The organism is Proteus columbae, assembly GCF_002777965.1.
GTDB classification, from domain to species: Bacteria; Pseudomonadota; Gammaproteobacteria; order Enterobacterales; family Enterobacteriaceae; genus Proteus; species Proteus columbae.
In genome coordinates this window covers 18,663-38,786 of the sequence record NZ_NGVR01000029.1, presented here as the reverse complement: position 1 = coordinate 38,786, position 20,124 = coordinate 18,663, and the positions used below count along the sequence as shown (strand labels likewise).

Annotated in this window: 18 protein-coding genes; 9 read left to right on the top strand and 9 right to left on the bottom strand. The window is 35.1% G+C overall.

Going from position 1 to position 20,124, the window contains the following annotated elements:
• Nucleotides 1-11: 11 nt before the first annotated feature.
• From CBE70_RS15690 to CBE70_RS15670, 5 genes are all read right to left on the bottom strand, one after another.
• A complete protein-coding gene (locus CBE70_RS15690; RefSeq protein ID WP_100160052.1) occupies nt 12-1,754 on the bottom strand; it encodes a YadA-like family protein in 1,743 nt (580 codons plus the stop codon).
• Nucleotides 1,755-2,161: 407 nt separating this feature from the next.
• Entirely contained in the window at nt 2,162-2,791 is a 630-nt protein-coding gene (locus CBE70_RS15685) for a CatB-related O-acetyltransferase (RefSeq protein WP_100160051.1), read from the bottom strand.
• A gap of 253 nt (nt 2,792-3,044) precedes the next feature.
• Nucleotides 3,045-4,136 (bottom strand): NADH:flavin oxidoreductase/NADH oxidase, encoded by a 1,092-nt coding sequence (locus CBE70_RS15680; RefSeq protein WP_100160050.1) that lies wholly within the window; start codon nt 4,134-4,136, stop codon nt 3,045-3,047.
• A gap of 185 nt (nt 4,137-4,321) precedes the next feature.
• A complete protein-coding gene (locus tag CBE70_RS15675; protein WP_099075800.1) occupies nt 4,322-4,600 on the bottom strand; it encodes a DUF2798 domain-containing protein in 279 nt (92 codons plus the stop codon).
• Between the two features lie 242 nt (nt 4,601-4,842).
• Nucleotides 4,843-5,181: a DUF5713 family protein gene (locus CBE70_RS15670; protein WP_100160049.1), complete on the bottom strand. Its 339-nt coding sequence runs from the start codon at nt 5,179-5,181 to the stop codon at nt 4,843-4,845.
• A gap of 162 nt (nt 5,182-5,343) precedes the next feature.
• Between CBE70_RS15670 and CBE70_RS15665 the strand changes: the two genes are divergently transcribed.
• The 3 genes from CBE70_RS15665 to CBE70_RS15655 all read left to right on the top strand — a co-directional run bounded on the left by CBE70_RS15665 (nt 5,344) and on the right by CBE70_RS15655 (nt 8,832).
• Nucleotides 5,344-6,075: a hypothetical protein gene (locus tag CBE70_RS15665; protein WP_100160048.1), complete on the top strand. Its 732-nt coding sequence runs from the start codon at nt 5,344-5,346 to the stop codon at nt 6,073-6,075.
• A gap of 687 nt (nt 6,076-6,762) precedes the next feature.
• Entirely contained in the window at nt 6,763-7,428 is a 666-nt protein-coding gene (locus CBE70_RS15660; RefSeq protein ID WP_100160047.1) for a response regulator, read from the top strand.
• The gene (locus CBE70_RS15655; RefSeq protein ID WP_100160046.1) at nt 7,429-8,832 is read left to right on the top strand and encodes an ATP-binding protein; all 1,404 of its coding nucleotides are present in this window, start codon (nt 7,429-7,431) and stop codon (nt 8,830-8,832) included.
• 82 nt (nt 8,833-8,914) lie between these two features.
• Here the strand turns inward: CBE70_RS15655 and CBE70_RS15650 are convergent, their stop codons facing one another.
• On the bottom strand, nt 8,915-9,244 hold the full coding sequence (locus CBE70_RS15650) for an AzlD domain-containing protein (RefSeq protein ID WP_100160045.1): 330 nt from the start codon (nt 9,242-9,244) through the stop codon (nt 8,915-8,917).
• Nucleotides 9,241-9,903: an AzlC family ABC transporter permease gene (locus CBE70_RS15645; RefSeq protein ID WP_023581771.1), complete on the bottom strand. Its 663-nt coding sequence runs from the start codon at nt 9,901-9,903 to the stop codon at nt 9,241-9,243. Before CBE70_RS15645 ends, CBE70_RS15650 begins: the two co-directional genes overlap by 4 nt.
• Nucleotides 9,904-9,988: 85 nt before the next feature.
• Here CBE70_RS15645 and CBE70_RS15640 point away from each other — a divergent pair, with 85 nt between their 5' ends.
• Complete coding sequence (locus CBE70_RS15640; RefSeq protein WP_100160044.1) at nt 9,989-10,549, top strand: helix-turn-helix domain-containing protein; 561 nt, start codon at nt 9,989-9,991, stop codon at nt 10,547-10,549.
• Nucleotides 10,550-10,659: 110 nt separating this feature from the next.
• On the opposite strand, the gene CBE70_RS15635 is transcribed toward CBE70_RS15640, so the two are convergent.
• Nucleotides 10,660-11,514 (bottom strand): D-amino-acid transaminase, encoded by an 855-nt coding sequence (locus CBE70_RS15635; protein ID WP_100160043.1) that lies wholly within the window; start codon nt 11,512-11,514, stop codon nt 10,660-10,662.
• Between the two features lie 192 nt (nt 11,515-11,706).
• Here CBE70_RS15635 and CBE70_RS15630 point away from each other — a divergent pair, with 192 nt between their 5' ends.
• Complete coding sequence (locus CBE70_RS15630; protein WP_100160042.1) at nt 11,707-12,285, top strand: HdeD family acid-resistance protein; 579 nt, start codon at nt 11,707-11,709, stop codon at nt 12,283-12,285.
• 91 nt (nt 12,286-12,376) lie between these two features.
• Here the strand turns inward: CBE70_RS15630 and CBE70_RS15625 are convergent, their stop codons facing one another.
• On the bottom strand, nt 12,377-13,999 hold the full coding sequence (locus CBE70_RS15625) for a hypothetical protein (protein WP_100160041.1): 1,623 nt from the start codon (nt 13,997-13,999) through the stop codon (nt 12,377-12,379).
• A 598-nt stretch (nt 14,000-14,597) separates the two neighbouring features.
• On the opposite strand from CBE70_RS15625, the gene CBE70_RS15620 reads away from it, so the two are divergent.
• From CBE70_RS15620 to CBE70_RS15605, 4 genes are all read left to right on the top strand, one after another.
• Nucleotides 14,598-15,854 carry a mechanosensitive ion channel family protein gene (locus CBE70_RS15620; RefSeq protein ID WP_100160040.1) on the top strand — a complete coding sequence of 419 codons (1,257 nt, stop codon included), beginning with the start codon at nt 14,598-14,600 and terminating at the stop codon, nt 15,852-15,854.
• Nucleotides 15,855-16,212: 358 nt separating this feature from the next.
• Nucleotides 16,213-18,645: a DMSO/selenate family reductase complex A subunit gene (locus CBE70_RS15615; protein ID WP_100160039.1), complete on the top strand. Its 2,433-nt coding sequence runs from the start codon at nt 16,213-16,215 to the stop codon at nt 18,643-18,645.
• A gap of 11 nt (nt 18,646-18,656) precedes the next feature.
• A complete protein-coding gene (locus tag CBE70_RS15610; protein WP_023581764.1) occupies nt 18,657-19,274 on the top strand; it encodes a DMSO/selenate family reductase complex B subunit in 618 nt (205 codons plus the stop codon).
• A gap of 3 nt (nt 19,275-19,277) precedes the next feature.
• Nucleotides 19,278-20,054, top strand: coding sequence for a dimethyl sulfoxide reductase anchor subunit family protein (locus tag CBE70_RS15605; protein WP_023581763.1), 777 nt, complete (start codon nt 19,278-19,280; stop codon nt 20,052-20,054).
• Nucleotides 20,055-20,124 lie beyond the last annotated feature (70 nt).

Here is a 20,124-nt window from a genome sequence, read left to right as displayed (position 1 = left end):
ACAAAAGTGCTTTACCAGCCATAAGAAACACCTCCGCCGACAACACCACGATCTTCTGTATTCCATGAAGCAGAGACACGAATAATCGCGCTTTCTGTTATTTGATACTGAGCCCCTGTTGCAAGTGCATTAGCATCGCGATAATTACCCACCCCCACACCTAAACTAAAAGTATGATTAGTTACATAAGGAATATTGGCCATTGCTGCAACAGAAGCAATGCCTGCACTTGCCCTTTTGTCAGCTTTATCTATTTTGTTATCCATATTATTGAGCGCAACATCATTATCAATAAAGATATTCTTAATCTTATTGTTGGTATATTCATTTGCAATAGAAATAGAGTCTTTTTTTGACGAATCAATGTATTCTCTTAGGGACTCGTCTCTTTCATTGATAACAGTATTGGTGATATTGATATATTCATTTCCTTTTTGAGTAATATATTTTTCACGCTCTTTTGTAATTTTTTCGTTATTTCTATTTATTGCACCCTCAATACCTGAGGAAATTTTACTGATTTCTATATCAGTATAATTATTGGCATTTTTTTCAGATTTTATAACTCGCCCTTCTGTCAATGATGTTACTTCATCTCGGGTATTCTTAATATGTTCTACTGTTTTTTCATGATGTTCATTGACTTTAAAATCAGTGTATTCTTTACCACTATTCTCAACTTCAACAATTCTATTATTGGTATACTCTTTAACATTATTTTCAGACTTGGCAATTTTATCATTGGTGTTTTTCTCAATATTACCTTTCATTTCATCCACTCGATTATTAGTATAATCTTCAACGCCTGATTTTATTTCAGCATATTTATTTTCACTATAGATATGAAATTCATTTTTTGCTTCATTGATATAGTTAATCGTATTTTCTTGATGTTTATCTATTTTACTATCAGTATATTGATTTGCTTTCTTCTCTGCGCTATTAGCTAATTCATTTGCTTTTGTTTCACTTCTTTTTAGTACCTCATCATTTGCTTTAGCAATATCGCCTTTTATGATTTTATTATTCTCATTTATTTGATTATTTGTCTCTTTAAGAATGCGACCTTTTTCCTGATCAATTCTATTATAAATATTTTGATTATTGTCATTAATACGCTTATCCGCTTCAATAAGAATATTATCTTTTTCTTTTCTTAATTGAGAAACATTAACAGCATCGTTATCTTCTGTACCTGCTGCTACATTAATAATTTGTCGCTGGTTTTTATCACTGCCTATTGATAATGTATTATCACGATTATTACTGCTTTTATCACCTAATATAATCGCATTACTTGCAGTCCCTGATGACTTGCTACCAATAATAATCGAATTATCAGCAGCATCTGAAAGGCGACTTCCACTTCCTAAAATAACGCCGTTTTCAGCGTTATTTATAGTTCCCTTACCAATACTTATTGCATCTTTACTATCACTATAAGCTTGAGAGCCAATAGAAAGTGAACCTTCGCCAGTGGCTACTGCACCACTTCCCAATGACAATGCATTATCTCCTATTGCCGTACTTTTATGACCTATTGCCGTTGCATTTTTACCTTCAGCTCCCGCATTAGCGCCAATTGCAGTTGATTGATCTGAATGAGCCCATGTATTATATCCAACCGCTGTCGATTCATTACCATCAGCTTTACTATTTCCACCTAATAAAGTGGTATTATTAGCATAGGAAGAAGTAGATGAAAATAACATAATAACTAATAGTTTTATCTTGAAATTTATATTACAAGTCATACCTATATTACTCCAAAATTAATAAACTCACATATAGAGTAATATGTATTTTATTTTTTACACATTATATATCTTATAAAACAATTTAATAACTCTTGATAATTCTATTAAACATAAACAATAACACCATTGGATAATTTTAAATTTAATAAAAAAATAAATAACTGATTTTTATTTTTAAAATAAAATCAATCACTAAAGAAAAAGCATAATTTATAAAAAACAAAAACAAACTTAAAAAATTAAAATAATAAGTATTTTAATAAAATTAAAATATTCTGGAATTTGAGATGGAGATCAAATAAAAAGGCAACGTTATTTTTTATCTTTTAGTGATATGATTAATTTATATTAAAATAATACCTAAGTAAAACCCCCTAAACATAGTTATGTTTAGGGGGGTTGCTTTACTCAATAAATTTCGCTTCTGCAATTAATAATTTATCAATTGATGATTGACATAAATAAGGCCTCAGAGCATCAAATTTCTTTTCTGACCATTGGTAAATCTTTAAAGATAAAAGTTTCTCAATAACTTTTGGCTCAAAACGATATTTAAGGTGTCGCGCGGGTGTTCCTCCCACAATGCTATAAGGTTCAACATTTTTGGAAACAACACTATTAGCCGCAACAATAGCACCTTCTCCAACTGTCACACCAGGCATTATCATTGCACGCATTCCTATCCATGCACCATCATGAATATGGGTATCACCTTTACCAATATAGGCTTCCTCAATCTTATCCATAAAAGGGTAAAGTGAGAACCAATCCATACGGTGAGTATGATTTCCGCCCATTAATATAATGGCTTCGGCACCAATACAGACATAGTCGCCAATATGTAATTTATCAATTTCCCACAACGGCTCCCATTGCAGACTAATTTCATCACCATAAAGATAACGAACAACAGAAGCTTCAAAACCATCATCCCAACAATCACTGTAATAACTGTGTTGCCCTTTAATAATAATGTTTTTATTTTTAACTGTTTCGTGCAGATATTCTACACGCGACCAATGTTTATTTTTCATAATATGACTCGCAATAAATTAATGAGTCATCAAAGAATGCTTAATTCTCTGATGATGTGTTCGCATTCAAAACACATCGTCTTAAACAATCCTTGGTTGCTGCAATAAGGGATTTTTTTTCATTTTTTACGCCCCATTTTTACCACGCAATACACTTATGCTTGCCGTTTATGCACATAATCATAAAGGTTATAAAAGAAAAAGCCACGGATAGGCTTAATAACACTCTATTATTCTCCGTGGCTTGGTATCACTATTTAAAAAAATCTTTGCTGCCATGAGGCGCACAACGTAAATATTGAGGCGCTACTTTTATGGTTTGTTTGAGTTTTTCCGCCGCATGCCAAGGCCAACGAGGATCATAAAGAATACCTCGACCTAAAGCGATAAAATCAGCCTGCTCTGTAAGTAAAATGGCTTCGGCTTGTTCTGGCTCAGTAATTAAACCAACAGCAATAACAGGTAGTTGCGTTTCATTATAAATTGCTTGGGCGAATGGTACTTGATAATTAGGACCCAGTTTAATTTCTTGTTTTTCTGATAATCCACCAGAAGAAACATGAATATAATGGCAACCTAATTCTTCAAGATGTTGTGTTAGCGCAATCGCACTTTCTAAGTCCCAGCCACCTTCAACCCAATCTGTTGCAGAAATTCTGACACCAACACATATATTATCAGAAACTGCGTTTTTCACGGCCACAAAGACATCCACTAACAACCGACTACGATTATTGAAATCACCACCGTATTGATCCGTTCTGTGATTTGATAATGGAGATAAGAATTCATGCAATAAATATCCATGAGCACCGTGGATCTCAATAACATCAAATCCTGCTAACTCAGCTCTTCTCGCAGCATCAACAAAAGCGTGTTTTATTTCTTCAATTTCATCAATAGCCAAAGCATGAGGCTGATGATTCTTTCCAAAAGGAATTTCTGAAGGTGCAACTTTTTGCCATCCATTAGGAGAATCTGGCGCTAATGATGCTCCGCCATTCCAAGGTAAATCAGTCGATGCTTTACGTCCTGCATGTGCAATTTGTATACCCAGTTTTGCAGACGAATATTGCTTAACATTATCAACAAGTTTTTTTAATTCACTACCATGTTGATCAGACCAAATACCTAAATCTTTATAACTAATACGACCTCTAGGCTCAACCGCTGTTGCTTCAACAATCACTAGCGAAGCACCAGATAGTGCTAGCTGCCCGTAATGCATTGTGTGCCATGCTGTCGGGTAACCTTCTTGTGCTGAATATTGGCACATTGGTGCAACGATAATACGGTTATCTAACTGATGGGGGCCTAGTTTTTTAGGGGAGAACAACAAACTCATTTAAAGCCTCCTGCTATCAATAAGAATTTATGCAAAGAAAAATATCTTCGCTTTTCGATATAGCATTTTAATATACAAGTTTAAGGCTATCGGATCTTATTCATTTAGGCGATGGTTTACTTCACATTGTGAAAAACAAAAAGATCAGCAATAGATGCTGATCTTTTTTTAATTAATCATTTTAATTAATCATTAGATTTGGCGGGTTTCACCAATAACAGTGAAAAGCGTCTTGCGATCGGCAAAACGAATAAAACCGTAGGAAAAGCAATCATCCAAGAGATCCCCCAAGAAGTTAACCACGGGGAGATAACGTACATTCCCATTCCTAAAGATTTGACGGTACTAATAAAAGCAACAATACCTGACATAATAAAAGAAAGGAAAAAAGGAACAAGAAAAATCATTGCTCGAGTAGGAAGTTTAGGAATACCTAAAAAGTAATTTTTGTCCTGAAAAGACATAGATAAAGACTCCAATAATACGATTGTACAACAGCACATAACTGCCAATACAACAGGCTAAAAAAAGTTATATGCGTTGATTAACGTAAACGCTTACGAGTCTTTTTGACCAAACTGAGAGCTAGTTTATTAATAAATATTTCTTTGTCAACAAAATTATTCTCATTATCATTTAGGTGATAATTGATAAATTAAGATAAGTGAAGAATGAGAAAACACGATATGGTTTTCTCATCATTTTTCTACCAATCTCGTGTTGCAATTAACTCTTCTATATCAGCATCTTCAAAACCATATTCATCAGCAATAACGCAAAAATCCTCAGCAATGCACTCTCTTGCTACTGTTTCAATTTCACTATTTTCTTCATAAAATTCTTCAGCTAACTCATTAAATTGATCTGTTGTTTCTTGCGTTAAAATATAAAGTTCTGCCAAATTTTTAGGTGAAGTTGCTTCTATTTTTACACAAAGCGCTTTTAATAAATCTTGCCCTTTTTTTACAAGGTGTGAGGGATAATAATTATCATTGTCCATTTCTTTTAAAAAATAATGCGCAGCGAGTACTTTATTTTTAATCATGAAGAACATCCTTATCTAAGTATTTATCTTAAGATCGTTAAAGTGCACTTATTATCTTAATTACGGGAAAGTATATTACGTTTATTAATTAAATGTCTCGCTTTTATTTCTATGAATTTATAGAATCCTAATCAGCAAACGGAAAATAGGCAATTAATTAAAATGGCTAAAAAAATACGATTTATATTTCTTTTTTTGACGATTGCACTGATCTCTTTTTTGACCATTAATAAGTATTTTAAAAGCTTACCTTTAGCGACATGGCACTTCTATGGCAATAATGGTGAATATATTACTGGTCATTACTACCCACCAGCAGAAGATGATGCAACAGATGAGGTGTTCTCCATTCCAGAAAAACCAGCTAAAGAAGGTTTAACAGTAACTCATTGGGATACTTGCAGTATTGAACTGAACATTGATAATAAAATACTTTATATTTCTTATTTTACTAATGGTCTTATTCAAGCCTCATTATCAACAAAAACCACACCTTATGTTGTATTAACTGAGCTCTATTTTTATCAACCTGATGATATGCATTGGTCGATAAACCGACTAGAGGATGGAACATACAAAGGTTGGATCTGGGATAATGTTGCAAATCAGCTTATTTCTGTTCGTTATCAGGAAGATAAAACAACAATTATTGATGGTACAAAATATACACTAATGCCAGAAAGTTATTGGCTATTTCAACGGTGGGCTAATGGCGTTTTGGTGGAAGAGTACACATTAGATGATTTACCAGCAAAAGATAACTTTATTCCTGATAGAGATAAACAAAGACTGACCCAAGCAAAAACAGAGCTTCAAACTACGGTGAATGAATTAGTGGCGCCATTAAATTTACCACTTAACTTAATGCTGTGGGATAACTCACTTTGTAAGTAATTGCATCATGTGAAATGCTCCCAGAGGGTTGGGAGCATTTCTGACACAGAATGATTTAATTTATACTAAATAACACCATCTCGTTTCATGTAAATTCCTTTTATTGAAAATCCAAGTCCTTTCAAGTGGTTAAATTTTACTGCAGAGTATAGATCAATAGAGTAAATAATTTAAATCTAATAAAAATGTTGCACAACAGGGATATATTAAAACAGTTATCTATTTTCAATAAAAGAATAAGACATCGATTTGATGGTTATATTATCCAATGAAATCAACATTTTATATTTATATTATTTTAAATATGAAACCTTATTTATTGAACTTTGATTTTTAATAGGTTTTACTTTTAAATCTAAAGCATCTTAAATAAAGCATTTAAGTTACCTTAGCATAATAGAGTGAGATATTTATTATCTATATTAGGTTAACCTCACTAATTTTATCTAAAATAAATCTTTAAAGTTAACATTAAATGCCTTAATGTGATAAAAATTAAATAAATAGCATACTTATCTCAATTTATTCCTAAAAATCCTAGTCATTTATTTTTATTAAAACGTATTAAATAAAAATTTATCTTACATTAAGAGTTGATTAATCAAACCTTGCTTTACATTTTATTATATTGCTCAATTTTTATTTGGCTCTTATACTTTCTTAAGACGATTTTAGGTAGGTATTATTATGAATATTTTATTAGTTGAAGACGATTTACAACTCGGTAAAGCGCTTTGTCGCGGACTTGAAATTGCGGGTTTTCAACCATGCTGGGTCAGATTGCTTGCGGATGCTCGCGTTCAATTAAAACAGCGCCCTTTCGATTTAATGCTATTAGATTTAGGTCTTCCTGATGGTGATGGGCAAGATGAACTGATTGCACTCAGAAAAAGTGGCGAGAAAATCCCGATTATTATTTTAACTGCCCGCACTCAAATTGATAATTTAGTACAAACATTAGATTCAGGTGCCGATGATTTTTTACCAAAGCCCTTTGCTATGCCTGAACTTATTTCTCGAGTAAAAGCAGTGAGTCGCAGAATGGCCGGTTTCTCTTCACAAATATGGTCTATTGGCAATTTACAACTTAATCCAGCAAACCATCAAGTCACTTTAAATGACGAATTGCTTTTATTATCAGGTAAAGAATACCAATTATTATATGAATTAATGCGTAATACTGACAATGTGGTACGTAAATCAGAATTAGAACAGCGTTTATTTGGTTTAGATGATAAAATTGAGAGCAATTCCCTTGAAGTGCATATGCATAATTTACGAAGAAAAATAGGCAAAGAACGCATTATCACGGTTCGTGGCGTAGGTTATTTATTAAAAAAAGAAACTAATTAAATGAAGATCCGCTCCTTCTTTATTTATACCATTGTCCTTCAGATTATCTCCATTGTTATGCTTTGGGGTGTTTGGTTAGCTTGGATACAATTTGATTATCTTGCTGAGTTCGAAAAAGTTTATAACCAACAACAAGAAATTATTGCTGAGGGTTTTGCTAATACCTTAGAGATTGTTGCTGACCAACCTGAAGTCCTCAAAGAAGTCGCTCATAATTTACAAGGTATGTATATCGACGCCATGCTTAATGGTGAAGATGATGAACTACAATATCTACCGTGGTTTATTGCCTTAGATGAAAATAATACTCTGATTTATACTAATCGTCCTGAATTACCCATACCGACAAGAGTACTTTCATTAGCATCAGAAAAAGTGTCTGTCGCAGGTGAAAAGTGGATACTCTCTTTTAGCTGGGGAGAAAAACACAAAATAAAAGTGTTTATTGGTGAATCAGTTGAAGATAGAGGCCATGTTATTGGTAACCCTGTTGAAGGTACCTTTGTTCCTTTCCTATTTATTCTCGCGACTGTTATTTTTGCAATCTTAATTACTGCTTATTTTAGTTTACGCCCTTTAAGACAAGCTGCGGAACTTATTTCTAATCGCAAACCACGTAATTTAACACCCATCAATGTCGGTCAGCAATTTAAAGAAATTCGCCCGATCTTTAAAGAACTAAACCAATTAATGGCCAGAATTGACGCGGCTAATATTCGTGAAAAACAATTTATGGCAGATGCCGCTCATGAATTAAGAACACCAATAGCTGCGGTTATTGCTCAATTACACCTGCTCTCTTTAGTCAATGATCAGCAAGAGCGTGAAGAAATTATTGATGATATGAAACAATCTCTTGATAGAGCAGCCGCTCTTTCTCATCAATTAATTGATTTAGCGCGATTAGAATGTGACGACTTCCCATTAAAAATAGAATCTCTTGATATCTATAACGTCATTGGGAATGCAATAGCACAACGCGTTCCTTATGCGATTACTAAAAATATTGAGTTATCACTTAATGAAGGCCAAACTTTAATACTTAAAACCGATAAACAGGCTTTACTCTCTATATTTAATAATCTGCTTGATAATGCCATTAAATATTGCCCTAACGGTAGTCAAGTTGAGGTAACTATTGAGAATCGATACGCCGAAGGGATACATGTTATCGTGCGTGATAATGGCCCAGGTGTCGCAAAAGAACATATCAATGTTCTATTTTCACGTTTTTATCGCGTTCCGGGCTCTAACGAAACAGGCAGCGGCTTAGGTTTATCTATTGCACAAAATCTCGCCAATAAAATTCAAGCATCGCTAATTGTTACTGAAGGGCTGAATAATAAAGGGATTGGTTTTATTATTGTTCTACCTTTAGAAGCTAAATTATCAGACAGCGATTAATAGATAGAAAACTGAGATCCCAAAATAGAAGGAGGTAATTGTGCCTCCTTTATATTTTATCGCGATGAAGCGCTATAGGATGTTATCCCCAAAGATTAATTAACCCGCGTAGACCTGCTGTTACGATTGCGGCACTAAGCACAATCATAATGAAAGGTTTTTTCTGCCAAGTAAGTATGCCTGCGACACCAACACCCATAATTTTTGAAATATCAGCAAGTTGGTCGCCATCAAAAAATGTCGATGTCATCGCCACCGAAAACAAAATAACAATCGCCGATAATGAGAGAAGCTCTTTAACCCTCTCTGACACCCCCGCTTTATTATTAAGTAATATTCCGGAAAGACGCATGGCGTATGTACCAACAGCAAGAATAATAATTCCTGTAATAATAGAAGCCGTGGACATTATATTTTCCTTATCACAAACAGTACGCCTAGTAGCGATAATAAAACGGGGATCCCTGCGGGGAGGAATAATGTGGTTGCAAGTGCAATAATGCTCCCTATTATTGCTGCATGACGTGTTAGTTTATTTTTTAATGCTGGTAAACTTAATGCAAGAATAATAGCGGGAAACATTGCATCTAGCCCTAACATCTTTATATCTACAATAAATGATCCTAAGTACACACCGAGCATGGTTCCCAGAGGCCAAACAAGTAAAATGCCTAAGCCACAAGCCCAAAACGCTAATTTATTTTGTTCAGCGGTACGTTGAGATAAACCAAATACAACACTTTCATCATTTAATATATGAAAACCTAATAATGATTTAAGCCCTTTTCCCGGTAAATCCTTTACTGCCATACTAAAAGGAATATGTCGTGCATTGACCATTAATCCCGCAAGAGCAGCATATATTGCACTTCCTCCCATCGCCACAACGCCAATAAAAAGAAATTCAGAAGCGCCCGCTAAAACAAAAATGGATAACACCAATGGCACCCAAAAATCAAAACCCTGTGTATGAGCTAACGCACCATAAGAGATACCAACGATACCATCAGCTAATGAAACAAGCACAATATCTCTAAGTACGTTATTATCAAGACGACTGTTAATTTGCATAGAATGTAGTATTTTTTATCGAACCATTCGTTCATTATGTTGAACGATTTATTTTTTTGCAAGATGATTTTTGAAGGAAGCTATGATGCCATCGCCTTGTGCGCCTATTGAAATTATTTCTCAAGCACTGGCTAGAGAAAGAAAAAAAGCAGGTCTTTCTCTTGCTGAAATAGCAAGACGAGCGGGTGTTGCAAAATCAACATTATCTCAATTAGAAGCGGGACAAGGGAATCCAAGTATTGAAACACTTTGGGCAATTTGTGTTGCGTTAAATATTCCTTTTTCTCAACTTATTTCAGCGCCACAACCTGAAGTTAAGGTGATCCGTAAAGGTGATGGCTTTAAAATTAGTGCAGAAAAAGCGTACTATCATGCTTTTTTACTTTCATCCTGTCCTGTAGGCGCAAAACGCGATATATACACCGTAATTGCACAACCCGGGAAAGATAGAGTCTCTGATCCTCACAGTAAAAATGTGACTGAACATATTATTATTATTAGTGGAAGCGCAATAGTAGGTACTTTAGATAATCAACAAGAATTACAAGCTGGTGATTATATTTGCTATCCCGGTGATGTCACTCATGTATTACGAGCTTTAGAGTCAGACACAACTGCTGTCATGATTATTGAACATCATAATTAACACAGTAAAACGAATTAACATAGTGAATGGTAAATTTACCGCACTGCTATATTGCAATAAAAATCTGAAAGCAGTGCGATAAATTTGATAAAGGATGTCTGTCTAGACAATTATTTTTTAAGTGCTTTATCAAGGTAGATCTCTCGTAACCGTTGAGATAAATGCCCAACAGCTCCCTGATTTATATCTTCATTATCAATTGAAATAACTGGCCAAATTAATGTAGTCGCTGAGCTAATAAAAGCTTCTTTTGCTTTTTTCGCTTCATCAAGTGTAAATCGGCGTTCTGTTATTTTAAGCCCTTCTTCTTGCGCTAATTGAATAATCGCTTGGCGTGTAATACCGGGTAAAATATCCTGACTTAACGGCCGTGTAATAATTTCATTATCATGATTAACAATAAAAAAGTTACTTGAACTGCCTTCTGTTATATAGCCATCTTTAATTAAAATAGCATCGTCAGCACCTTGTTGATGTGCATGGTGTTTTGCTAGGCACGCCGCTAATAATGCCACTGTTTTAATATCGCAACGTTGCCAGCGAATATCGTCAACACTAATTACTGAAATCCCTTTTTTTGCATTAGGATGATTAACAACTGTTGAATGTTGTACAAAGGCAACTATTGTGGAAGGAACAGATGAAGATGGAAAATCAAAAGAACGAGAGGGATTAGCACCTCGTGTTATTTGTAAATAAATGAGCCCTTCATGAAGATTATTCTTTTCGATAAGTTGATGATGAACATCAATTAGCAACTCTTTGGTAATGGGAAGCGATAGACCTAATTCTTTGCATGAACGCTGTAAGCGTTGAAAATGCCCATTAAAGTCAATGAGCTGATCATCAATAACAGCAGTAACTTCATAAACGGCATCTGCAAATAAAAAACCACGGTCAAAAACAGATATTTTAGCCTGCTCTTTAGGTACAAAGTGACTGTCTAAATATACGATATCAGACATTTTACCTCCGTTATAAATTTTATTAACAATCTATCTCAATCCACTACCTTACTCCTTCAGTTTTCTATTTTAAAGGTGCTCCCTCCACCCCTACCTTTTTTTAATTATAGTTTTATGTAACTAAGTCATGTTATATAAGCAAAAATTGCTATAATTTAACTTATGTACCAAATATAAGGATAAGAGGTGGCTATGTTAGATATTAATAAAAATAATTTATCTCAGCTAACAGAGAAACTGGTTAAAAAACAATGTACTTTAATGACTGTTATTGCCACGTTGGGCTTTATTGCAGGTTTTATCTGTATTATTAACCCTCTTTCTTCTGGCATTGTTATCAGTGTATTACTCGGCGTTGTATTTTTTGCCTGTGCGATATCCAGCATTATTGGTGGTTTTAATGCTCAAGTATCTTCTGGTTGGTCAATGCTGATTACGTTATTAGCGGGTTTTATTTATCTTCTGCTTGGCTATATTTTTATCACTGATCCACTAAAAGGTATGCTTAGTCTCGCCTTTTTTATCGGCTTTTTATTTATTTTTGCTGGCATATTGCGCCTAAATGTTGGTTTCAAACAAATTAAAGATAATTTTTATGGCTGGTTCAATATATTAGTAGGATTTTTAGACTTAGTTATCGCCTATTTCTTAATTGCTTTTGGCCCTGAAACGTCAGTAGCACTCGTCATGGCGTTAATTGGTATACAACTTATCTTAAGCTCTATCACCATTTTATCGATAACAAGTGCGATAAAACGAATGACTCATTAATTGATTATTTAGTGATAATAATCTTATTAATAAAATATAGACAAAGAGCCACACAAGGTGGCTCTTAAGTAGAAAGCAAAATAGATTGGCATTAAGCACAAGGTAAGCGCAGAGATACCGTATACATATTTTCTCCGCAAAGGTAACAATTTCCTGTTTTTTCAAATACCATCACCTGAATACCGAGTTGCCCTACTTCAATATTAGGCAATGCATCAGCCAAAATACTCTCTAATGCAGGTTCAATGATTTCAACCATATTAATAGGATCGTTATTAGGTGTTGTATCGTGTAAGAAATTACCTAAACGAGGATCATCAGCGAAGATTTCTAATGTTGAGCGATATACCAACGTTCTTTCACTACTATTTACCTTAGAATAGCCATTAAAGATGATAACCATTTTTTGGATATTCATTTTCGCTACGCGGTTTTTAATTTGTAAACATAAAGAAGGAACAAGCCTAATATTGACAGAATTAAAGTAGCGATCGCAAATCTGAGGAATAGTGACACTAATGCAAGGCTTAGGCGCAATATTTTTAATTTGCTTACTGCATTCTCCAGTTAAAGAGTTATCAACAATAATACGCTCACGTCGAGAAAAACAGATATTATCAAAGATATCAACAGTGAAGAAAGAAATGTAATGAATGCCATTTGTTAATGACTGATTTTCTAATTTCACAGAAACGGCTGATTTATCAGTACATGGCAGCATCTTAAGTTGATCGTTAAAATAAAAACCAACTTGTGTGCTTTCACTAATATCACGACCTAAAATGAGATTCGCGTTAACGCAATAATTCTCACTATGATAACTGAGAATACCATTTAATGTTGCAGGCACTTTAGGAGAAGGTAATTTCTCCGTTGTCATTTCAACATAATAATCTCTTGATTTAATTGGTTTCGTTGGATCTTCGCTATTTTCCGTTTCAGCATGGAATATAGCGACTTGTTTAGGTTCACTCTTTTTAAATTTGACTTTAAAATTTGCAATACCGTATTTGTTAGTTTTACCAATATTAATTTTCTCGCCATCTGCATTATAAATTTCTGGCTCAACAGCTAATGTACTATTCTCCACATCGTAAGTTAATTTAACCTCTTTATTTTGAACATCTTCACCTTCTTTATCTTGAAGATGTACCACAAAACTTTTAGAAACACTTTCCCACTGACTTGGCCATTGCATAGATTCTGAGCGTATCGTCAACAAGTCATCAAATTTTTCACAATTCGTCGATGAACAGTCAGTGTTAGGATTGGTTTTAGGCGGGGTAACACGAATTTGTATCGGTGTTGCGTAATAAACAATATTTTCATCATCTTCATCTTTTAAGATTAATTGTAATGATGCCACACCACTTCGATTACCCGTTAAAGAAATTTCTGTTTTGCTGTTATCCACTATTGTGGTGTAGACATCTTTGTTGTTGGGTAAAATTAAAATGCCTTTCGGACTGGTACGCCATTCAGCCAAACGTAGATTAATTCCCGTTACAACTACCTCATATTTAATAACTCGATTCAGTTTTACTTCGTTGTCAGGATCATCAGGAGATGATTTTATCTGATTGAATTTAATATCCACATCAGCATCAATAACAGATTGAACATGAGCGCCATAGATAGGTGGTGTCAGTGCTATTGCACCTTTCTCACCTTGTAGAATTTTTTGTAAACGTTCTTCTTTTGTTTCGATATTCATTGAGTGATTTCCTTTCTTTTTCCGATTCCATTTTTAGCTTAAAGCAAAAAATTTGAGTGAAAATCACAATAGAAAAAAGGCAACTGAGCATTGTTAACAGAAACAAATAAAAAATGATTATAAACAATAAGATAAACAAACACTTCATTATCCTTCGTTTGATTCATTACATAAAAAGTAACCTCAAAATAAAAAATAATTTAAATTTTAAAATATTTTTGTATAAAGCTATTGACTGTTATGAAAATGTGATTAAAATCAGTCTCAGAAAATATTTGTGACATGAATCACATTTTATTAATAGGACACTTAATATGAAATCAATGACTTCTTTTATTACTAACCTGCACCAAGTTGTTGTAAAATTATCATCAACTCGCTTACTGTAATTATTTGATTTAAAATAAAATACAGCATAAAGCCAGAAATAGCACCCTCATCGCACAAAAGACTATTTCTGGCTTTTATTCACTCTGCTACGCTTATTTATCATCTCATTTACCCTCGTATTTTTCGTAACAAAAAATTCACCTTCTTGAACTAAGCTCTCTTTTCTATACTCTTAATATACAATCTACATTAACTATGAGGATATTTTATGCAGCAGCAACTGCTTACATGGATACGTCAATTCAATGAGGAGTACGCCCAAGTCGCTTCTCTCCTACTCGTTTTAGCCATTATTTTTCTTGTCGCAATCATTCTCCATTTTATTTTGCACAAGTTGGTCTTACCTAAAATTTCCAAAGCAATAAGTCAATACGATCAGAAATGGCAACTTTCTCTAGAAATAAATAAACTATTTAGTCGTTTTGCTTTTTTAATCCAAGGCGTTGTTGTTAATATTCAAGCGCTGGTGTGGATGGGATCAGGTAAAACACAAGAAATTCTCACCACCAGTGCACAAGCGTGGTGCTTAATTTTTGGCTTGTTGATGCTTTTCTCTATTATGGATCTCTGTATGCAGATCATGAGAAATTCATCTTCATTTGGCCGATTACCATTAAAAGGTATTTTTCAAAGCTTAAAACTCGCCGCTTCTGTGCTGATTGGGATAATGATTATTTCTCTACTTATTGGCAAATCCCCCCTTATTTTACTTAGTGGTTTAGGCGCCATGACGGCGGTATTAATGTTGGTGTTTAAAGACCCTATTATGGGATTAGTCGCCGGTATTCAATTATCTGCAAACAACATGATAAGCCTTGGTGACTGGCTAGAAATGCCTAAATATGGTGCTGATGGCGCTGTCATTGATATTAGTTTAACAACCGTTAAAGTGCGTAATTGGGATAATACCGTTACGACTATTCCAACTTATTCTCTAATTTCAGATTCCTTTAAAAACTGGCAAGCAATGACAAAATCAGGAGGACGTCGTATTAAACGAAGTCTTGCTCTTGATATTAATAGCATCCATTTTTTAGATAAAAAACAACTTGATGATCTAGAAAAGGCTCACTTGTTGGCTCCTTATATAAAAAATAAGGAAAGTGAAATTAATCAATTCAATGCAACCTTGGGCAATGAATGTCAAACGCCATTAAACCAACGAGGCATGACTAATATTGGAACCTTCCGTGCGTATGTTGAAGCTTATTTAAAAAACCATCCTAATGTTCATAAGCAAATGACGATTATGGTAAGACAATTAGCGCCAACCTCCGATGGACTTCCCATTGAAATTTACGCTTTTACAAACACCACCGTTTGGGTTCAATACGAGGCGATTCAATCAGATATATTTGATCATATCTTTGCTATTTTGCCTCAATTCGGCTTAAGAGTTCACCAATCTCCAACTGGAAATGATGTAAGAGCACTCAGATTTCCTGTCGAAAATAATCCGCAATAAATCATTTTCGTATTGAGTAAAAAAGGAGAATTATTCTCCTTTTTTACTTTTCTTATTAACAAATATTCTTAATCTCTTATTTTGTTATCATGTTAACAATCTTGTTTTTCTATATATAAATAAGAATCGCTATATTGTTTTTTATACATCGATCAATTGTTAGTTCCTATTTATTTGATATTTTATTTACCACTAAAGTGGTATTAATCAGAAATTGTAACCATTTGTTTAATAATTATTTTTTTATATAACGTTATTAACATTTTTTATATTGATATAAATCATTATAGGTAGAAGGGTTATAACTTAACATATATATACAACTTTACTTGTTGTGAAAAATGTTAGGGTAATGTCAATGTCAAAAATTAAAAATAATACTTCTATTACTGAAATGAGTCGGCGTGGATTCATTCAGTCTGCAGCAGTTATTTCTGGTGCTGCCGCTGTTGCAGGAACGGTTTCATTACCATTCGCTGCTAATGCTCAAACTCCCCAGGGTATTCGTCCTGATGAGACTTCTGAAACTATCAAATACAGTGCATGTTTAGTGAACTGTGGTAGCCGTTGTCCATTAAAAGTTCATGTGAAAGATGGTGTTATTCGTCGTATTTCTAATGAAACTATGTATGACGATTCAACATTTGGTCTTCACCAAATTCGTCCGTGTCTGCGTGGTCGTTCTGTACGTTGGAAAACGTATAACCCCGATCGTTTAAAATACCCAATGAAACGTGTTGGTAAACGCGGTGAAGGTAAATTTGAGCGTATTTCTTGGGATGAAGCGACTTCAATCATCGCGGAAAAATTAAAATATACCATCGAAAAATACGGTAATGAGTCCATTTATTACCAATATGGTACAGGCTCTACAGGTGCCAATTTACACGGTAGAACGGCATGTAAACGCTTATTAAGTACTGTTGGTGGTTTTTTAAGTGACTATGGTACTTATTCATACTCTCAATTAACCGGTATTGTGCCTTATGTTTATGGCGACATGCTGGAATCACTGTTAACCGAAATTGAGAATTCAGACTTAGTTGTAATGTTTGGTCATAACCTTGCTGAAACACGTATGTCTGGTGGTGGTCAGTTCTATGAAACGTTAAATGCGTTAGATAAGAGCAAAAGTAAAGTTATCATTATTGACCCTCGTCGTACTGATAGTGTGACAACATTAGGTGCCGAATGGATCCCTATTTATCCGGGTACTGATGCTGCGTTAGTTGCTGCATTAGGCTATGTGATGATCCAAGAAGGTATCACCGATGAAGATTTCTTACGTGAATATTGTGTCGGTTGGGATAAACAAACATTACCTGCATCAGCACCTGAAAATGGCTCTTATAAAGATTACATTTTAGGTAATGGCCCTGATGGCATTGCAAAAACACCAGAGTGGGCAAGTAAATTAACTGGTATTTCTGTTGCACGTATTATCCAATTAGCGCGTGAAATTGGCGGTGCAAGAGCTGCGTGGATCTCTCAAGGTTGGGGTATTCAGCGTACTTCAAATGGTGAGCAAGCCTGTCGTGCAATTATGATGCTACCATTAATGTCAGGCCATATTGGTCGTCCTGGTACAAATACAGGTTGTTGGGGCGGTAACGTTGCGTATCCAGTTGCAAGCTTTGCTCTACCTAATCCAGTTAAGACCTTGATCCCTACATTTATGTGGTCTGAAGCAATTGCTCGTGGTGATCAACTTACCAGCAAAAATGCGGGTATCAGAAATAAAGATAAACTCGATACGGGTATTAAATTTATGTGGTGTTATTCCAGTAACGTGATTGGTAACCAACACGCTGACTTGAATAAAACACATGATTTACTGCAAGATGAATCAAAATGTGAGTTTATTTTAGTGTGGGATAACCACATGACACCATCTGCAAAATACGCTGATATTTTACTGCCAGATGTGACAACAGTTGAGACAAACGATCTTATCAACAACTCTTACGCAAGTGGTGCTTACCACTATGTCGTCCGTTTACAAAATGCGATTAAACCACTTTGGGAAAACCGCCCTTGCTATGATGTCTTAACCGACATTGCAGAAAAAATGGGTACCAAAGAGCAATTCACTGAAGGACGTACTTACGAAGAGTGGATTGAATATTGCTATAACCAAATGCGTGAGAAAAACCCAGCGCTGCCTACATTTGCAGAAACTAATGATGTAGGAATTATCGATCGTAAATTACCTAACCGTAATCAATACGTTGCACTTGAAGCATTCCGTCAAGATCCTATCGCTAATCCATTAAAAACAGCGTCAGGTAAGATTGAAATTTATTCTGAGAAGCTTATGCAAGATACTGATGGCTGGGTTTTACCAGAAGGCGATCGTATTCCTGCAATTCCAGAATATTGTAAAAATGAAGAAGGCGTTGAAAACGTTAAGCTTAAAGAGAAATTCCCTCTGCAAATGACGGGTTTCCACGATAAAGGCCACGTTCACTCAAGTTACTATAACGTTGCTATGTTACGTGAAGCTATTCCTCATCAATTCTGGTTAAACCCAATTGATGCCGCTGAACGTGGATTAAAATCTGGCGATATTGCTGAGATTTATAATGCTCGTGGTCGTTTAAATATTCTCGTCAAAGTGACAGATCGTGTATTACCTGGTGTGATTGCAGTACCGCAAGGTGCATGGCGTTCACTTGATACAACAGGTGTAGATACAGGTGGATGTATTAATACATTAACAAGCTGGCACCCATCGCCGTTTGCTAAAGGAAATCCACAACATACAAACCTTGTTGAAGTGAAACGTGCATAAGGAGTTAACTCATGAAGCAATATGGTTTTTATTTTGACTCCACTAAATGCACTGGCTGTAAAACATGTCAAGTCAGTTGCAAGGATGAAAAAGATTTAGATTTAGGCCCTAAATTCCGCCGTGTTTATGAATACGGTGGTGGTAGTTGGGCAAAACAAGACGGGATCTGGACACAAAATATCTATAGTTATTATTTATCCATTTCTTGTAACCATTGTTCAAACCCTACTTGCGTTGCAGGTTGCCCAACTGGCGCTATGCATAAACGTGAAGAAGATGGTTTAGTGGTTGTTAACCAAGATATTTGTGTTGGTTGCCGTTATTGCGAATTACGTTGCCCTTATGGTGCTCCACAATTCGATGAGAAGAAAAAACTCATGTCTAAGTGTGATGGTTGCTACGAACGTGTAGCCCAAGGCATGAAACCGGTTTGTGTTGAGTCTTGTCCTCAACGTGCACTTGATTTTGATGATATTGAAGTGATCAGAGCAAAACATGGTACCGAATGTGGTATCGCACCAATGCCTGATCCTAGCTTGACCAATCCAAATATCGTGATCAAAGCACACAAAGAAGCGAAACCTTCTGGTGATAAAACCGGCTCAGTTCAAAATGCGGCGGAGGTATAAACCATGCATGAACTTCCTCTAGTCTTTTTTACTGTTTTAGGTTCGTCAGCAGCAGGCCTGTTTCTTATTGCTTATATCAGTAAAAAATTAGGTCAAATTGATGAAAACCAACTGCGTAATGCTAATATTTTAGCCCTGATTTTAACATTAGTTGGCTTAGGTATTGGCGGATTACACGTTGGTCAGCCACTGCGTTTTTTCAATATGCTTTTAGGCGTTGGCCGTTCTCCAATGAGTAACGAAGCATTTTTAAGTGGTGTGTTTACAGGTTTTGCTTTTGCAACTGTTGCACTCACTGTGATGAAAAAATGGAAGGGCTTACGTGAAATTTGTAACCTATTTACCGTTGTTTTTGGTCTAGCATTTGTTTGGTCAATTCCACAAGTTTATCATATTCCTACAATTGCTAACTGGAATACAGACTACACCACATTGCAATTTTGGATGACGCTATTAGTTGGCGGTGGTGTATTAGCAATGGCAACAGGTGCAAGACGTTTAGGTGCATTATCCTTTATTATCGGTGCCATTATCACTTTTGCGACTCGCTCTGGTTATGTTAGCTTCCTTGGTTTTACAGGCCCAGAACTCAGCGCTGATCAATCTCTATTTTGGGGATTCCAATTAGCGGTATTAGCATTAGGTGTGGTTATCGTAGGATTTACTGCAGTAAAAGCGCAAGCATCAAAAATGACGCTGGCAACTTGTGCAGCCGCGGTTATTATTGCCGAATTATCAGGTCGTATCGCCTTCTATAACTTATGGCATATTACAATGTAATCTTGATGTTATGGTTGATTAATCAATCATAGAAAAGAAACAAAAATGCATACCCGAAAAGGTATGCATT

Coding starts and splice junctions, on each gene's coding strand:
- CBE70_RS15635 (WP_100160043.1), bottom strand. CDS start 11,514: ATGTCTGATATCGTATATTTAGACAGTCACTTTGTACCTAAAGAGCAG.
- CBE70_RS15685 (WP_100160051.1), bottom strand. CDS start 2,791: ATGAAAAATAAACATTGGTCGCGTGTAGAATATCTGCACGAAACAGTT.
- CBE70_RS15615 (WP_100160039.1), top strand. CDS start 16,213: ATGTCAAAAATTAAAAATAATACTTCTATTACTGAAATGAGTCGGCGT.
- CBE70_RS15660 (WP_100160047.1), top strand. CDS start 6,763: ATGAATATTTTATTAGTTGAAGACGATTTACAACTCGGTAAAGCGCTT.
- CBE70_RS15620 (WP_100160040.1), top strand. CDS start 14,598: ATGCAGCAGCAACTGCTTACATGGATACGTCAATTCAATGAGGAGTAC.
- CBE70_RS15605 (WP_023581763.1), top strand. CDS start 19,278: ATGCATGAACTTCCTCTAGTCTTTTTTACTGTTTTAGGTTCGTCAGCA.
- CBE70_RS15675 (WP_099075800.1), bottom strand. CDS start 4,600: ATGTCTTTTCAGGACAAAAATTACTTTTTAGGTATTCCTAAACTTCCT.
- CBE70_RS15665 (WP_100160048.1), top strand. CDS start 5,344: ATGGCTAAAAAAATACGATTTATATTTCTTTTTTTGACGATTGCACTG.
- CBE70_RS15670 (WP_100160049.1), bottom strand. CDS start 5,181: ATGATTAAAAATAAAGTACTCGCTGCGCATTATTTTTTAAAAGAAATG.
- CBE70_RS15625 (WP_100160041.1), bottom strand. CDS start 13,999: ATGAATATCGAAACAAAAGAAGAACGTTTACAAAAAATTCTACAAGGT.
- CBE70_RS15630 (WP_100160042.1), top strand. CDS start 11,707: ATGTTAGATATTAATAAAAATAATTTATCTCAGCTAACAGAGAAACTG.
- CBE70_RS15655 (WP_100160046.1), top strand. CDS start 7,429: ATGAAGATCCGCTCCTTCTTTATTTATACCATTGTCCTTCAGATTATC.
- CBE70_RS15645 (WP_023581771.1), bottom strand. CDS start 9,903: ATGCAAATTAACAGTCGTCTTGATAATAACGTACTTAGAGATATTGTG.
- CBE70_RS15680 (WP_100160050.1), bottom strand. CDS start 4,136: ATGAGTTTGTTGTTCTCCCCTAAAAAACTAGGCCCCCATCAGTTAGAT.
- CBE70_RS15690 (WP_100160052.1), bottom strand. CDS start 1,754: ATGACTTGTAATATAAATTTCAAGATAAAACTATTAGTTATTATGTTA.
- CBE70_RS15640 (WP_100160044.1), top strand. CDS start 9,989: ATGCCATCGCCTTGTGCGCCTATTGAAATTATTTCTCAAGCACTGGCT.
- CBE70_RS15610 (WP_023581764.1), top strand. CDS start 18,657: ATGAAGCAATATGGTTTTTATTTTGACTCCACTAAATGCACTGGCTGT.